Annotated in this window: 17 protein-coding genes; 8 read left to right on the top strand and 9 right to left on the bottom strand. The window is 71.9% G+C overall.

Annotated elements, in window-relative coordinates; genetic code table 11:
• The first annotated feature begins 11 nt into the window (after nt 1-11).
• Complete coding sequence (locus AB0J87_RS21055; RefSeq protein WP_363967439.1) at nt 12-2,582, top strand: BTAD domain-containing putative transcriptional regulator; 2,571 nt, start codon at nt 12-14, stop codon at nt 2,580-2,582.
• Here the strand turns inward: AB0J87_RS21055 and urtE are convergent.
• The 5 genes from urtE to urtA are packed head-to-tail and all read right to left on the bottom strand — an operon-like array spanning nt 2,579 to nt 7,012.
• Nucleotides 2,579-3,268: an urea ABC transporter ATP-binding subunit UrtE gene (gene urtE / locus AB0J87_RS21060; protein WP_363967441.1), complete on the bottom strand. Its 690-nt coding sequence runs from the start codon at nt 3,266-3,268 to the stop codon at nt 2,579-2,581. The genes AB0J87_RS21055 and urtE overlap by 4 nt on opposite strands.
• Nucleotides 3,246-3,995 (bottom strand): urea ABC transporter ATP-binding protein UrtD, encoded by a 750-nt coding sequence (gene urtD / locus AB0J87_RS21065; RefSeq protein WP_350724963.1) that lies wholly within the window; start codon nt 3,993-3,995, stop codon nt 3,246-3,248. The genes urtE and urtD overlap by 23 nt, the downstream gene beginning before the upstream one ends.
• A complete protein-coding gene (urtC, locus tag AB0J87_RS21070) occupies nt 3,979-4,998 on the bottom strand; it encodes an urea ABC transporter permease subunit UrtC (protein WP_363967443.1) in 1,020 nt (339 codons plus the stop codon). Before urtC ends, urtD begins: the two co-directional genes overlap by 17 nt.
• Nucleotides 4,995-5,843 (bottom strand): urea ABC transporter permease subunit UrtB, encoded by an 849-nt coding sequence (gene urtB, locus AB0J87_RS21075; RefSeq protein WP_319713349.1) that lies wholly within the window; start codon nt 5,841-5,843, stop codon nt 4,995-4,997. The genes urtC and urtB overlap by 4 nt, the downstream gene beginning before the upstream one ends.
• A complete protein-coding gene (gene urtA / locus AB0J87_RS21080; protein WP_363967865.1) occupies nt 5,843-7,012 on the bottom strand; it encodes an urea ABC transporter substrate-binding protein in 1,170 nt (389 codons plus the stop codon). The genes urtB and urtA overlap by 1 nt, the downstream gene beginning before the upstream one ends.
• Nucleotides 7,013-7,247: 235 nt before the next feature.
• Between urtA and AB0J87_RS21085 the strand changes: the two genes are divergently transcribed.
• The 7 genes from AB0J87_RS21085 to AB0J87_RS21115 all read left to right on the top strand — a co-directional run bounded on the left by AB0J87_RS21085 (nt 7,248) and on the right by AB0J87_RS21115 (nt 12,482).
• The gene (locus AB0J87_RS21085) at nt 7,248-7,550 is read left to right on the top strand and encodes an urease subunit gamma (RefSeq protein WP_080041930.1); all 303 of its coding nucleotides are present in this window, start codon (nt 7,248-7,250) and stop codon (nt 7,548-7,550) included.
• Nucleotides 7,547-7,858, top strand: coding sequence for an urease subunit beta (locus tag AB0J87_RS21090; protein ID WP_350724958.1), 312 nt, complete (start codon nt 7,547-7,549; stop codon nt 7,856-7,858). Before AB0J87_RS21085 ends, AB0J87_RS21090 begins: the two co-directional genes overlap by 4 nt.
• Nucleotides 7,851-9,557 carry an urease subunit alpha gene (locus AB0J87_RS21095; protein WP_363967446.1) on the top strand — a complete coding sequence of 569 codons (1,707 nt, stop codon included), beginning with the start codon at nt 7,851-7,853 and terminating at the stop codon, nt 9,555-9,557. The genes AB0J87_RS21090 and AB0J87_RS21095 overlap by 8 nt, the downstream gene beginning before the upstream one ends.
• Before the next feature lie 4 nt (nt 9,558-9,561).
• A complete protein-coding gene (locus AB0J87_RS21100; RefSeq protein ID WP_363967448.1) occupies nt 9,562-10,440 on the top strand; it encodes an urease accessory UreF family protein in 879 nt (292 codons plus the stop codon).
• Between the two features lie 16 nt (nt 10,441-10,456).
• On the top strand, nt 10,457-11,131 hold the full coding sequence (gene ureG, locus AB0J87_RS21105) for an urease accessory protein UreG (protein WP_363967450.1): 675 nt from the start codon (nt 10,457-10,459) through the stop codon (nt 11,129-11,131).
• A complete protein-coding gene (locus AB0J87_RS21110) occupies nt 11,131-11,877 on the top strand; it encodes an urease accessory protein UreD (RefSeq protein WP_363967452.1) in 747 nt (248 codons plus the stop codon). The genes ureG and AB0J87_RS21110 overlap by 1 nt, the downstream gene beginning before the upstream one ends.
• A gap of 134 nt (nt 11,878-12,011) precedes the next feature.
• Complete coding sequence (locus AB0J87_RS21115; RefSeq protein ID WP_363967454.1) at nt 12,012-12,482, top strand: hypothetical protein; 471 nt, start codon at nt 12,012-12,014, stop codon at nt 12,480-12,482.
• Nucleotides 12,483-12,487: 5 nt separating this feature from the next.
• Here the strand turns inward: AB0J87_RS21115 and era are convergent, their stop codons facing one another.
• The 4 genes from era to AB0J87_RS21135 all read right to left on the bottom strand — a co-directional run bounded on the left by era (nt 12,488) and on the right by AB0J87_RS21135 (nt 14,922).
• Nucleotides 12,488-13,405: a GTPase Era gene (era, locus tag AB0J87_RS21120; RefSeq protein WP_350724946.1), complete on the bottom strand. Its 918-nt coding sequence runs from the start codon at nt 13,403-13,405 to the stop codon at nt 12,488-12,490.
• Between the two features lie 9 nt (nt 13,406-13,414).
• Nucleotides 13,415-13,870 carry an NUDIX domain-containing protein gene (locus AB0J87_RS21125; RefSeq protein WP_363967456.1) on the bottom strand — a complete coding sequence of 152 codons (456 nt, stop codon included), beginning with the start codon at nt 13,868-13,870 and terminating at the stop codon, nt 13,415-13,417.
• Between the two features lie 29 nt (nt 13,871-13,899).
• Nucleotides 13,900-14,217, bottom strand: a complete 318-nt coding sequence (locus tag AB0J87_RS21130) for a cytidine deaminase (protein WP_192791110.1) — start codon at nt 14,215-14,217, stop codon at nt 13,900-13,902.
• Between the two features lie 75 nt (nt 14,218-14,292).
• Nucleotides 14,293-14,922 carry a hypothetical protein gene (locus AB0J87_RS21135; RefSeq protein WP_363967458.1) on the bottom strand — a complete coding sequence of 210 codons (630 nt, stop codon included), beginning with the start codon at nt 14,920-14,922 and terminating at the stop codon, nt 14,293-14,295.
• Nucleotides 14,923-14,942 lie beyond the last annotated feature (20 nt).

Raw genomic sequence — 14,942 nt, forward strand, 5'->3', positions numbered from 1 at the left:
AGGAAGGTCGCGTGGAATTTCGCATCATGGGGCCGCTCAAAGTGCTCGACGGCGACGGCCAGGACCGCACCCCCACCGTGCCGAAGCACCGCGATCTGCTGGCGATGTTCCTGCTGAACGCCGGGCGCCCGCTCAAGGTCGAGCGGCTGCGCAGGCTGCTGTGGCCGCGCGAGGACGGCGACCGCTCCGACTCGCTGGTGCGCGGCTACGTCGGCCAGCTCCGCCAGCTCGTCGGGAAAGACGTGATCACGACCGTGGCGGGCTCGTACGTGCTGGCGCTGGGCGACGGGCAGCTCGACGTCGACCGGTTCCGGCTGCTGGTGGACAAGGGGGCCTACGAGGAGGCGCTGAGCCTGTGGCGGGGCGAGGTCCTGGAGGACGTCGACCCCGAGGGCGAGCGGTGGGTCGAGACGCGGCGGCTGCGCGAGGAGCTGGAGGAGCTGCGATTACTGGCGCTGGAGCGCCGGGTGCAGGCCGACCTGGACGCCGGCAGGCACCGCGAGCTGCTCGCCGAGCTGCGCCGGCTGACCAGGCAGCATCCGATGTGGCAGCGCTTCCGCGGCCAGTACATGCTGGCCCTCTACCGCAGCGGCCGCCGGGTGGACGCGCTGGCCGCGTACGCGGTGCTGCGTGACCAGCTCGACGGCGGGCTCGCGATCGAGCCCGACTCCGAGCTGCAGCTGCTCTACCACCGCATGCTGCACGACGACGTGTCGCTGCACGTCTCGGCCGGCCCGCCGGTGCTGCTGCCGCCCGACGTGACCGGCTTCACCGGCCGGGGCGAGCTGCTCGACGAGGTGGTGGGCGGCCACGTCGTGGTGCACGGGCAGGCGGGCGCGGGCAAGTCGGCGCTGGCCGTGCACGCGGCCTGGCGGGAGCGGGAGAGCTTCCCCGACGGCATCCTGTACGCCGACCTGCGCGAGACGACCACCCCGTCGGCCGTGCTGGAGGACTTCCTGCGCTGGCTGGGCTGCCCGGCCCAGGCGATCCCGGCGTCGCCGGAGCAGCGGGAAAGGCTCTTCCGCACCTACACGGCCAACCGCAGGCTGCTGGTGCTGCTCGACAACGCCTCGGGTGAGGCGCAGGTGCGGCCGCTGCTGACCTCGTGCCCGACGATCGTGACCAGCCGGTCCTCGCTCGGCGGCCTGACGGGCGCGCGGCGGCTGTCGGTGGGCGTGCTCGGCGCCGGCGAGGCCATCGACCTGCTGGTGAGCGGCTCGGGCCGGCCGGCCGACGACGCCATGACCCGGCTGGCCCGCTTCTGCGGCGGCCTGCCGATCGCGCTGCGCATCGCCGGCTCCCGGCTGGCGGCCCGGCCGGAGTGGACCGTCGACTACCTGGTGGGCCTGCTGGAGGACGAGCACGAGCGGCTCGACCGGCTGCACGCGGGTGACCAGGCGGTGCGCAGTGTGTTCGCGATCGGCTTCGACGGGCTGCCCGAGTCCGCCCGGCTGACGCTGCGGGGGCTCGGCGCGCTGTCGGCCCCCGACTTCGCCGACTGGGTGACCGAGCAGCTCGGCGGGCAGGCCGAGGCGCTGGTGGACGCTGGCCTGCTGGAGACGCACGGCGTGGACGTGGCGGGCCAGGTCCGCTACCGGCTGCACGACCTGACCAGGCTCTTCGCCCGCGAGCAGCCCGTGCCGGGCGTGCTGGGGCGGCTGTCGGAGGTGGTGCTGGCCAGGGTGCGGGCCTCGCGGTTCTCGCTGGTGTCGGGCGATCCGGCCACGGCCGTGGCCACCAGGGACATCAGGGAGTCGGTCGAGTGGCTGGCGGCCGAGCGGGCGTTCCTGGTGAGCCTGGTCGCCGACCTGCACGCGGCGGGGCTCGACGAGGGGTGCTGGCGGCTGGCGCACCTGCTGGCTCCCTACCTGGAGCGCCACCGGTTCCTGGACGACTGGCGGGCGGTGGCCGCGCGGGCGCTGGAGGCGGCGCGGCGCTCGGGCGACGACCGGGGCGAGGCGCTGGTCCTGCTGGACCAGGGCGACCTGCACCTGGCCGAGCGGGAGTGGGAGCTCGCGCACGGGCGGCTGCGGCTGGCGCTGGGCATGTTCCTGCGGCAGGGCCGGACCCGCGAGGTGAACCACACCAGGCGCCGGCTCGGCCGCGTCCACCTGGAGCAGGGGCGGCTGGAGGACGCCGAGCGGGCCCTGCGCACCTGCCTGGAGGGCGCGGACAACCAGCGGGACGCCGCCGACGCCGAGCGCGTGCTCGGGGCCGTGCTGCGCCGCGCGGGGCGGCTCGACGAGGCCGCCGAACGCCTGCGGGCCGCCGTCAAGCACCTGGAGGAGCTGGGCGACCGGCACCGGCAGGCCGACACGCTGCTCGACCTGTCCGCGACGCACCTGGCGCAGGCCGCCAAAACGGACGCCAGGGCCGCCGCCGAGCAGGCGAGGGGCATCGCCGTACGCCTCGGCGACCGGCTGCTGGACGCGCACGCCCTGCTGGCCCTGGCCAGGGTGAACCGGGCCGAGGGTGCGGCGGGGCGGGCGCGGGAGCTGGCCGGGGCGGCGCTGGAGGTGTTCGAGCGGACCGGCGACCGCCAGGGCGCCGCCAACGCCCGCGCCCTGCTGGCCCAGGGTTAGACCGCGAGCAGGCGGCGGACGTCCTCCCGGTGCAGCTCCTCGGCGGCCCCGGTGCGCACGACGTGCCCGCCGTCGAGGATGACGAACGTGTCGGCCAGCCGCAGCGCGATGTCCAGGTACTGCTCCACCAGCACCACGGCCAGCCCTGCGGCGTGCAGCCGCTCGATCGCCGCCTCGATCTCCAGGATGATCGACGGCTGGATGCCCTCGGTCGGCTCGTCGAGTATGAGCATCCTGGGCCTGGTGACCAGGGCCCGGGCCATGGCGAGCTGCTGCTGCTGGCCGCCCGACAGGTGGCCGGCGCTCCGTTTGAGCAGCGGCTTGAGCGCGGGGAACACGTCCAGGGCCTCGTCGATGGCCTCCCTGGTCACCTTGGCGGCCTCCATGGTGACCAGCAGGTTGCCCAGGACCGAGAGCTGAGGGAAGCACTGGTGGCCCTGGGGGACGTACCCCATGCCGAGCCTGACCCGCTCGTGCGGTTTCAGCCGGGTGATGTCGCGGCCGTCGAACGTGACCGTGCCGGCCGTCGCCGGGATCACGCCCATGACGGTGTTGAGCAGCGTGGTCTTGCCGACGCCGTTGCGTCCCATGACGCACACGAGCTGTCCCGGCCCGACCTCCAGAGAGACCCCGAACAGTACGCGTGCCCTCCCGTACCCCGACTCAAGGCCGGTCACCGACAGCATCGCTGGCCCTCCTCCCCAGGTAGACCTCCTGGACGCGGGGGTCGGCGCTGACCTCGTCGACCGACCCCTCCACGAGCACCCTGCCCTCGTGCAGCACGGTCACCGTCGAGGCGTGCCGCCGAAGGAACTCCATGTCGTGCTCCACCACGATCACCGTGTGGTCGGCGGCGATCTGGGTGAGCAGCTCCCCCGTGCGCTCCCGTTCGTCGCTGGACATGCCCGCCACCGGCTCGTCCAGGAGCAGCAGCCGGGGGCGCTGCGCCAGCAGCATGCCGATCTCCAGCCACTGGCGCTGGCCGTGCGAGAGAACACCGGCCGAACGTTCGGCGAGATCTTCGAGTCCGGTCCTGGCCAGCGCCTCCTCGACGGCCTCCGACACGCCCTTGCGCCGCCTGGCCAGCGACCAGAGCGGCTTGCGGAAGCTGGCCGCGAGATCGAGGTTCTCGACCACGCTCAGCTCCTCGAACACGACCGACGTCTGGAACGTGCGGCCGACACCCAGGCGGACGATCTGGTGCTCCTTCCTGCCGACCAGGTCGTGCTCGCCGAACCGCACGCTCCCCGCCGCCGGCCTGGTGAGCCCGGTGATCACGTCGATCAGCGTGGTCTTGCCCGCGCCGTTGGGCCCGATCAGGAAGCGCAGCTCGCCCTCGGGCACGGTCAGGTCCACGCCGTCGAGCGCCCGGAAGCCGTCGAAGACGACCTGGACGTCACGCAGTTCGAGCACGCCGCCACCTCCCCACCAGGCCCACGATCCCCTTCGGGGCGAGCGTCATGACCAGAATGAACAGCGCGCCCTGCAGGTAGAGCCAGCCGTCGGCGAACTGCTCGCTGAACGCCGTCTTGGCGTAGCCCATGACGACCGCGCCGAGCACCGCGCCGGCCAGCGCGTGCCGCCCGCCGACCGCCACCGCGACGACCAGCTCCAGCGAGGGCACGACGCCGAGCAGCGCGGGCGAGATGATGCCGACCACCGGCACGAACAGCGCGCCCGCCAGCCCCGCCATGCCCGCCGAGGCGGCGAAGGTGACGGTCTTGACCAGGGCCGGGTCGTAGCCGAGGAAGCGCACCCGGTCCTCGCCGTCCCTGACGGCGACGAGGAGCCGGCCGTAGCGGCTGTTCACGAGCTGGCGGGTGGCGAGGTAGAGGACCCCGAGGACGACGGCCACCACGAGGTAGAGCGTCCGCTGCGTGGAGTCCTCGGCCAGGTCCTGGCCGAACAGCTCGAAGAAGTTCGTCATGCCGTTGGTGCCGCCGGTCAGGCCCTGCTGGCCGATGAGCAGGATGACCAGGGCGGCGGCCAGGGCCTGGGTGAGGATCGCGAAGTACGCGCCCCGTACCCGCTGCCGGAACACCAGCGCGCCCAGCAGCAGCGCGATCGCCACGGGTCCGAGCACGGCCATGGCGAGGGCGAATATGGGGTTGGCGAACGGCGCCCACAGCGCGGGCAGCCGCTCCACCCCGCTCCACACCATGAAGTCGGGCAGCCCGCCGCCGGCCTCGGTGAGCTTGAGGTACATCGCCATGGCGTAGCCGCCGAGCCCGAAGAAGACGCCCTGGCCGAGGGTGAGCATGCCGCCCTGCCCCCAGGCCAGCCCGATCCCGAGCGCGACGATCGCGTAGCAGAGGTATTTCGCCAGCAGCCCCAGCCGGAACGGCTCCAGCAGCAGCGGGGCCGCCACCAGAGCGATCACGGCCACGGTCGCGAAAGGCAGATTTCTCTTGATCATGTGAGCACCCTCGACCGGAGCACGAACATGCCCTGCGGGCGTACCTGCAGGAACGCGATGATCACGGCGAACACGATGACCTTCGCCAGGGAGGCGTCCGACCAGAACTCGGCGTAGGAGTTCAGCAGCCCCAGCCCGATCGCGGCCAGCACGGCGCCGCGCAGCTGCCCGAGCCCGCCCGCCACGACGACGAGGAACGCGTCCACGATGTAGTACGTGCCGAGCGCCGGCCCGACGGGCCCGATCAGCGTCAGCGCCACCCCGGCCACGCCCGCCAGCCCGGACCCGATGAAGAACGTCAGCATGTCCACCCGGCCGGTGTCGATGCCGCTGGTCGCGGCGAGCTGCCGGTTCTGCACGACGGCCTGGGTCCGGCGGCCGAGCCCGGTGCGGTTGAGGTACAGCCAGACCGCCACCACGCCGGCGATCGCGAGCCCCATGATGAACAGCCGGTTGTAGGGCAGGATGCCCACCCCGCCCGCGAGCCAGGAGGGGGCGGGCACCTGCACGTTCGGCGCGCCGAACAGGTCGCGGGCGAGCTGCTGCAGCACCAGGCTGACACCCCAGGTGAGCAGCAGCGTGTCCAGCGGGCGGCCGTAGAAGTGCCTGATGGCGGCCCGCTCCAGGATCAGCCCCATGAGCCCCGCCACCAGGAACGCCGCCGGCAGCGCGAGCACCAGGTCCTGCAGCAGGAACGCGGTGTACGCGCCCGCCATGATGAACTCGCCGTGCGCCATGTTGATCACGCCCATCTGCCCGAACGTGAACGTCAGCCCGAGCGCGATGAGCAGCAGCACCGCCCCGATGGACAGGCCGATGGGGAGCTGGTTGAGGAAGGCCGGCATCACTGCCCCGCCGCCAGGCCGGAGGCCCAGGAGTAGCCCTTGAGGTACGGGTCCGGCTTGATCGGCTTGCCGGAGTCCCACACCTGCTTGATCAGGCCGTCGGGCTGGACGATGCCGATGCGGGCGGTCTTGTACATGTGCTGGTTCTCGCCGTCGATGGTGACCAGGCCCTCGGGGCGTTCGAGCGAGATGCCGGGCGCGGCCTTCTTGACCGCCTCGACCTCGGTGCTGCCCGCCTTCTTGACCGCCTCGGCCCACAGGTAGACCGCGTTGTAGCCGGCTTCCATGGGGTCGGAGGTGACCTTGTTCTGCCCGTACTTGGCCTTGTACGCCTTGACGAACGCGTCGTTGGCCGGGGTGTCGGTGGTCTGGTAGTAGTTCCAGGCGACCGGCTGGCCCACGATGTTGTCCACGCCGATGCCGGTGACCTCCTCCTCGGCGATGCTCACCGACAGCACCGGCATGCTGTCGGCGGACGAGCCCGCGCTCTTGAGCTGCTTGAAGAAGGCCACGTTGCTGTCGCCGTTCAGGGTGTTGAAGACGGCGTCCGGCTTGGCCTGCATGACCTTGTTGACCAGCGTGGAGTATTCGGTGTGGCCGAGTGGCGTGTACTCCTCGCCGAGGATCTCCATCCCGTTCGCCGCCGCGTACGCCTTGATGATCTTGTTCGCGGTCCGCGGGAAGACGTAGTCGCTGCCCACCAGGAACAGCTTCTTCTTGCCCTGCTCCTTCAGGTAGTCGAGGCCGGGGATGATCTGCTGGTTGGTGGTGGCGCCCGTGTAGAAGATGTACGGCGAGCTCTCCAGGCCCTCGTACTGCACCGGATACCAGAGCAGCGCCTTGTGGCGCTCGAAGACCGGCAGCATGGCCTTCCTGCTGGCCGAGGTCCAGCCGCCGAACACGGTGGCGACCTTGTCCTGCCTGATCAGCTTGGTGGCCTTCTCCGCGAACGTGGGCCAGTCGGAGGCGCCGTCCTCCACCACGGGGACGAGCTGCTTGCCGAGCACGCCGCCGGCCTTGTTGATCTCTTCTATGGCCAGGAGTTCGGCGTCGCGGACGGTGACCTCGCTGATCGCCATCGTGCCGCTGAGCGAGTGGAGAAGGCCCACCTTGATCTCCTTGGAGTCGGCGGGCTTGGCGCCGGATCCGCAGGCCGCGAGGGCCAACACCAAAGCGGCGGAGACAATCGGACGGGAGATGCGCACAGCCGTTCCTTCCTGCCGACCGATACTGGGAGAAAGGTGACTCGGCGAGATTTCCCAAGTAGATCGCGGTTGTTAAGACGCGTTTGCCCAGTGTTCACAAATGCACTTAATCCGAAATATGGGGATTGAGTCGCAGTGCGAAACCAACACGACATGCCCCGGCAACAGCCACGAAACCGCCGGTTCCTATGGTCCGGCCATGCGGCTTACCTCACACGAGCAGGAACGGCTGCTCATCCACGTCGCCGCCGGGGTGGCGCGCGAGCGGCAGGCCAGAGGCCTGCGCCTGAACCATCCCGAGGCTACCGCCATCATCGCGTCGTTCCTCATGGAGGGGGCCAGGGACGGGCGCTCCGTGGCCGACCTGATGGAGGCCGGACGGTCGGTGCTCGGCCGGGCCGACGTCATGGAAGGCGTGCCGGAGATGCTGGAGAGCGTGCAGATCGAGGCGACGTTCCCCGACGGCACGAAGCTGGTCACCGTACACAGGCCTATCCCGTGATCCCGGGCGAGTACGTGCACCCCGAGGGCGCTCACACCCTCAACCCCGGGCGCGAGCGCCGCACGCTGCGGGTGGTGAACACGGCGGACCGGCCGGTGCAGGTGGGCTCGCACTACCACTTCGCGGCCGCCAACCCGGGGCTGGAGTTCGACAGGAAGGCGGCCTGGGGCATGCGGCTGGACGTGCCGGCGGGAACGGCGGTCAGGTTCGAGCCGGGCGTCGAGCGCGACGTGACGCTCGTGCCGCTGGCGGGCAACCGGGTCGTGCCCGGGCTGCGGCCGGAGTGGGCAGGGCCGCTCGATGGCTGACATCTCGCGCGCCCGGTACGCGGCGCTCTACGGCCCCACGGTCGGCGACCAGATCCGGCTGGCCGACACCGACCTGTTCATCGAGGTCACCGAGGACCTGTCGATCGGGCCCGCCGGGCCGGGCGACGAGGCGGTGTTCGGCGGCGGCAAGGTCATCCGCGAGTCCATGGGACAGGCGCGGACCACCCGGGCGCAGGGCGCGGCCGACCTGGTCATCACCGGCGCGGTGATCCTCGATCACTGGGGCGTGGTCAAGGCCGACGTCGGCATCCGCGACGGCCGCATCTACGCCATCGGCAAGGCCGGCAACCCCGACACGATGGACGGCGTCGACCTGGTCATCGGGCCGTCCACGGAGGTGCTCGCGGGCAACGGCAAGATCCTCACCGCCGGGGGCGTCGACTCGCACGTCCACCTGATCTGCCCGCAGGTCCTCGACGAGGCGATCGCCTCCGGCGTCACCACGATCGTCGGCGGCGGCACCGGGCCCGTCGAGGGCACCAAGGCGACGACCGTCACCGGCGCCTGGTACCTGGGCCGGATGCTGGAGTCGCTGGACGCGTACCCGCTGAACTTCGCGCTGCTCGGCAAGGGCAACACGGTCTCCACAGACGGCCTGACGGAGCAGCTCGAGGCCGGGGCCTCCGGCTTCAAGCTGCACGAGGACTGGGGCTCGACGCCGGCCGCCATCGACGCCTGCCTGAGCGTGGCGGACGCCTCGGGGGTGCAGGTGACGCTGCACACGGACACGCTGAACGAGGCGGGGTTCGTGGAGTCGACGCTGAAGGCCATCGGGGATCGGATGATCCACGCGTACCACACCGAAGGGGCCGGCGGCGGGCACGCTCCCGACATCATCCGCGTCGCCTCCTACCCCCACATCCTGCCCTCCTCCACCAACCCCACCCGGCCGCACACCGTCAACACGCTGGACGAGCACCTCGACATGCTCATGGTGTGCCACCACCTCAACCCGTCGATCCCGGAGGACCTGGCCTTCGCCGAGTCGCGCATCAGGCCGGCGACGATGGCCGCCGAGGACGTGCTGCACGATCTGGGGGCGATCTCGATGATCGGCTCGGACTCGCAGGCGATGGGGCGGATCGGGGAGACGATCATCCGTACGTGGCAGACGGCGCACGTCATGAAGGGCCGCCGGGGGTCGCTCGGCGGGCCCGCGGACAACCTGCGAGCCCGCCGCTACATCGCGAAATATACGATTTGTCCGGCTATCGCCCACGGGCTGGACGGCGAGGTCGGCTCCGTCGAACGCGGCAAGCTCGCCGACCTCGTCCTCTGGGACCCGGCGTTCTTCGGGGTCAAGCCCGACCTCGTCCTCAAGGGCGGCGTGGTGGCCTGGGCGCAGATGGGCGACGCCAACGCCTCCATCCCGACGCCGCAGCCGGTGCTGCCCCGTCCCATGTTCGGCGCCTCACCGGTGACCGCCGCCGCCACCTCGCTCCACTTCGTCGCGCCGCTGGCCCTGGAGTCCGGCCTCGCGGACCGGCTGTCCGTACGCCGCCGCCTGGCTCCGGTGGCGGACGTACGACGGCGCGGCAAGTCCTGGATGCCGCTCAACGACGCCATGCCCCGGATCGAGGTGGCGCCCGACACGTTCGAGGTCCGCATCGACGGCGACCTCGTCGAACCGGCCCCCGCCACCCGCCTTCCCATGGCCCAGCGCTACTTCCTCTTCTGATGCCATGAACCCAGCGCTGCTCCTCCTCGCCGACTCCCGCCTCCCGGCCGGCGGCCACGCCCACTCGGGCGGCACCGAACAGGCCATCACGTCGGGAGCGGTCTCCGACGTGCCCTCACTGGCGCGTTTCCTCCGCGGCCGCCTCCACACCACCGGCGCCCTCGCCGCCACCCTCACAGCCGCCGCCCACACCCAGGCCACCACCCCACCACCTCAGCCGCCCACCAGCGCGAGCAGCACCACTGGGGCGGGGGCCGACGCCGACGAAGTCGGTCAGGTCGCGGCCGGGGCGCCGTGGGTGCTGCTCGACGCCGAGGTCGATGCCAGGACCGCCGCCCCCGCCCAGCGGGACGCGTCCAGGACCCAGGGCAGGCTCCTCCTCAGGGTCGCCCGCCGCATGTGGCCGTCACCGGTGCTCGATGAGCTGGCGCGAGCCGTACCGAGCCCTCATCACCCGATCGCCCTCGGAGCGGTGGCGTACGCGGCGGGCGCCACGGCCGGGGAGGCGGCCATGGCGGCGGCGTACCACGCGATCAGCGGCCCCGCCACGGCGGCGGTGCGGCTCCTGGGCCTCGACCCGGTGGCCGTGCACGGGCTCCTGGCCGACCTCACCCCCGACCTCACGGCCATCGCCACCGAAGCCCACCTCGCCGTGACGAACGCCCGCTCCACCGCTCACCTCGCCGTGACGGACGCCGACTCAACCGCCCACCCCACCGTGACGGACACCGACTCGACCGCCCACCCCGGCCCCACGAGCCAGACCCCGGACCCGGCAGACCCGCTCCCCTGGTTGGCGGCGCTCCCTGCGTACTCGTCCCCAGCCCTTGACCTCCTGGCCGAGCAGCACGCGCGCGCCGAGGTCAGGTTGTTCGTCTCCTAAGGAAGGATCCCCAGACATGGGTGCCAATCACGACGACCACCACCACGCCCCCGACGGCCGCGGCCGGGCGCTGCGGCTCGGGGTGGGCGGCCCGGTAGGGAGCGGCAAGACGGCCCTGGTGGCCGCGTTGTGCAGGACGCTGGGCCCGTCGCTGTCCCTCGGGGTGGTGACGAACGACATCTACACCACCGAGGACGCCGACTTCCTGCGCCGGGCGGGTGTGCTCGACCCCGAGCGCATCCTCGCCGTCGAGACCGGTTGCTGCCCCCACACCGCCATCCGCGACGACATCGCCGCGAACCTCGACGCCGTGGAGACCCTGGAGCACCGCTTCGGCCCGCTGGACCTGGTGATCGTGGAGAGCGGCGGCGACAACCTGACGGCCACGTTCAGCCGGGGGCTGGCGGACAGGCAGATCTTCGTCCTGGACGTGTCGGGCGGCGACAAGGTGCCGCGCAAGGGCGGTCCGGGGGTGACGACGGCGGACCTGCTGGTCGTCAACAAGACGGACCTGGCCCCGATGGTGGGCGCCGACCTGGGCGTGATGGATCGGGACGCGGCGGCCGTACGCGGTGACAGGCCGGTGCTGTTCACCTCGATCAGGCAGGAGCCCACCGCCGCCACGGTCGCTTCCTGGGTGTCCGAGCAGGTGACGGCCTGGTCCCACACCCACGCGGCCGCCGTCTCCTGATGCCCGCCAGCGCCCGGCCCGGCCGCCGCGGGATGAGGGCGAGCGCCGCCGTCGCGACGGCCTCGTCCCCGGACGGCCGGACCCTCATCCGCCGGCTGGCCTCGGCGCCGCCGCTGACGCTGCGCCAGACGGGGCCGTACACCGTGCATCTCATCTCCACGGCGGCGGGCCCGCTCGGCGGCGACCGGCTCTCCCTGGACCTGGACGTCGCCCCGCGCACCACCCTGGAACTGGGCTCGGTCGCCAGCACCCTGGTCCTGCCGGGGGACGGCACGTCCGAGATGCTGGTCACGGCCCGGGTGGGGGCGGGCGCCACACTCCGCTTCACCCCGGAGCCCACGGTGCTCGCCACCGGGTGCGAGCATCGGCTCCTGGTACGCCTCGAGCTGGCGGCGGACGCCGAGGTGCTGTGGCGCGAGGAGATCGTCTTCGGCCGCCACGGCGAGGTCTCGGGGCGTTGCCACGCCCGCTTCGACGCGACGTGCGACGGCCGCCCGGTGCTCCGGCAGGAGTTCACCGTCGGCGACCCGGCCGTGGACACCTCCCCGGCCGTCTACGGCTCTGCCCGCTGCGTCGGCACCACGTTCCTCACGACGTCCGCCAAGGAGCCGGTGGTGGCCGAAGGCGTCGCCGTCCTGCCCCTGGCCGGTCGGGGCACGCTCGTGTCCGCCCTGGCCGCGGACGCCGTCCAGCTCCGCTCCCGCCTCGAATGGGGCGAACGCACCACCCTCACCCCGGAGCCCTGACCAGGCGAACCCGTTAGGACAAGAGCGGCCCCCCGTATCGCCAGCCCCGGCGGCCGATGACGGCGCTGGCGGTGATGGTGACGACCTCGTTGCGTTCGGTGGTGGGAGGCGCGGGTCCGGCTTACAGTGATCGTGTGGCCGATTACCTCCAGCCCGCCCCCGCCAAACCGGCGGCCCGTCGCGGCTACGCCCTGGCCGTCGTGGTGGCCGGAGCGCTGCTGGTGTTCTGCGCCGTCCTGCCGTGGTCCGGGCTCGAGGTGCGCAGCGAGCTGATCGGCGGCGGGCTGGCCAACGACATCCGCGGCATCGACGACACGTTCGGCGTCTACACGCTGGTGGCGGGCCTGGCGGCGCTGGGCTGCGGCATCGCCGGGCTGCTCACCCGCCCCAGGGTCGCCGCCCTGGCCGCCGTCCCGGGGGCGGCGGCGGTGGCGGTGCTGGTGCTCTTCATGACCGACGGGAGCGGCGTCCGCGACCGGCTCTCCTTCGACCTGGGCCAGGTGCTGTCGGTCGGGCCGGTGATCAAGTTCGGCTGGTTCGCGGCCATGGGCTGCGCGGTGGCGGTCGTCGTGCTATCCGTCGTAGCGCTGGTCCGCCGCCCCTGAGCTGATCAGTCGTAGAAGCCCAGGCGCCGCAGCTGCTTGGGGTCGCGCTGCCAGTCCTTGGCCACGCTGATCCGCAGGTCCAGGTAGACGCGGGTGCCGAGCAGGGCCTCGATCTGCTTGCGGGCCTTGGTGCCCACCTCGCGCAGCCGCTCGCCCTTGTGCCCGATGACGATCGCCTTCTGCGAGGGCCGCTCCACGAACAGGTGCGCGTAGATGTCCAGCAGGTCGTCACGCCCCTCCCGGGGCATCATCTCGTCGACGACCACGGCGATCGAGTGGGGCAGCTCGTCGCGTACGCCCTCCAGCGCCGCCTCCCTGATCAGCTCGCCCACCAGCACCTGCTCGGGCTCGTCGGTGAGCTGGCCGTCCTCGTAGAGCGGCGGCGACTCGGGCATGTGCTCGATCAGCACGTCGGCCAGCACGTCGAGCTGCTCGCCCGACTGCGCCGACACCGGCACGATCGCGGCGAACTCCCCCACCTGCGACACCGCCAGCAGCTGCTCCGCGATCTGCTCCTTGGACGCCAGGTCGCACTTGGTCACGACCGCCACGACCGGTGTCTTCTTCACCGCCGCGAGCTTGTCGGCGATGAACCGGTCGCCCTTGCCGATCGGCTCGTTGGCGGGCACGCAGAAGCCGATCGCGTCGACCTCGGTCAGCGTGGACAGCACCAGGCTGTCGAGCCGCTCGCCGAGCAGCGTGCGCGGCCGGTGCAGGCCCGGCGTGTCGACGATGACGAGCTGGGCGTCGGGCCGGTGCACGATGCCCCTGATGGTGCGCCTGGTCGTCTGCGGTTTGGACGAGGTGATCGCCACCTTGCTGCCGACCAGGGCGTTCATGAGCGTGGACTTGCCGACGTTCGGCCTCCCCACGAAACAGGCGAATCCGGCGCGATGGTTGTCTGGCGAAGTCACATTCTGCATTGTGGCCTATCAGCGGGCATGCGCACGCCACCAGGCGAACGCCTGGGGCGCGGCGATCGGGGTCCAGGGCGTCGTCGGCAGCTCCGAGAACTCCCGCTCGGTCACCCATCGGTAGTCGGTGATCTCGACCCCGTCCGGCTCCGGCCCGGCCGAGCCCGGGGCGATCACGCAGGCGTAGGCGGCGATGACGTAGCCGACCTGATGGCCGTTCGGGTAGACGGTGCGGAACTCGGGGCCGCCGAACACGCCGATCAGGCCGCGTACCTCGATGTCGATGCCGAGCTCCTCGTGCAGCTCCCTGACGATGGCGTCCTCGGGCCGCTCGTCAGGGTCGATGCCGCCGCCGGGCGCGGCCCAGAGGTCGCCGTCGCCGTGGCGGGCCGCCAGGAGCCTGCCCGCGTCGTCGAACACGAAGCCCGCCGCCGACGGCAGCATGAGCAGATCGGTGCCAACCTTCTCCCGCAATTTCGCCAAAAATGGCGACATCGGCATGATCAGCCCCGCAGCTTCCCGTCGGGACCGGCCACGAGCAGCGCCTTGACGCCCAGCTCCGCGGCCACGGCCTCGTCGGCGGCGCTCGGCGCGCCCTCGCTCACCAGCGCCACGGCCTCCAGGGACCGCGCGCCGCTGGAGACCGCCATGGCCACGGCCACCTGCACCGCCGACAGCGTGAGCGCGTCCAGCGCCACGTCGGTCGCCGAGTACGTACGGCCGGTCTCGTCGCGTACGGCGGCCCCTTCCGCGGACTCGTTACGCGCTCGGGCCGCCCGGGCCAGAGTGATGATCTTGCTGTCTTCAGGATCGAGTGTCACGGGAACAAGGCTACGAGAAATCCGCCAAGCGGATCGCCCCCGCAGCCTCGACCGGGCATGACTGCAGGTTTCCTGTCAGTGGGTCCCGGTCATGGAGATGACCGCGTCGACCACCTCGCTGGTACGGGCCGCGTCCACGTCGTTCATGCCCGTGTGCACGACCGAGACCAGCGTGTCGCCCACCCGCGACAGCACGACGTCCATCGCGTACGGGTAGCCGTTCAGGCGCCCGCTCAGCCGCGCGCCCACGGTCTCGTCGGCCGCGTTCTCGACCGGGAGCTCCTGCGAGCGCAGGTCGGTGCCGGAGGACGTCCGTACCTCCCGGCACGACTCCAGGGCCTCGGCCAGCGCGTCGAGGTGCTCCTCGGCCTCCCCGTCCGCGTACCGGGCCAGCCCCACCCCCGCCTGCTCCCCCAGCCCGTCACCGCGGTAGCTGACCGCCGCCTCGGCCGTCAGCGCCTGCCTCGGCGCCAGCCCTCCGACGGGCTCGAGCACGGCCTTGCAGTTGCTGTCGGCCTGCGCGAACGGCATCCGCCACGCCTGCTCGGGCCGGGCCGTGAAGCCGTCGGGCAACGGCGGCTCCTTGCTGAGCACCTCGCGCAGGTGCGCGGTGGCCTGCGCGTCGAGAGCGCTCCCCGTCCCCCCGCTGACGCAACCCCCCAGAATGCCGGCCAGCAGGGCACAGGCGATGATCTCGCGTTTCATGATTCCCCCTGGATCGCAGC

Source organism: Nonomuraea sp. NPDC049625 (genome assembly GCF_040675285.1).
GTDB lineage: Bacteria > Actinomycetota > Actinomycetes > Streptosporangiales > Streptosporangiaceae > Nonomuraea > Nonomuraea angiospora_A.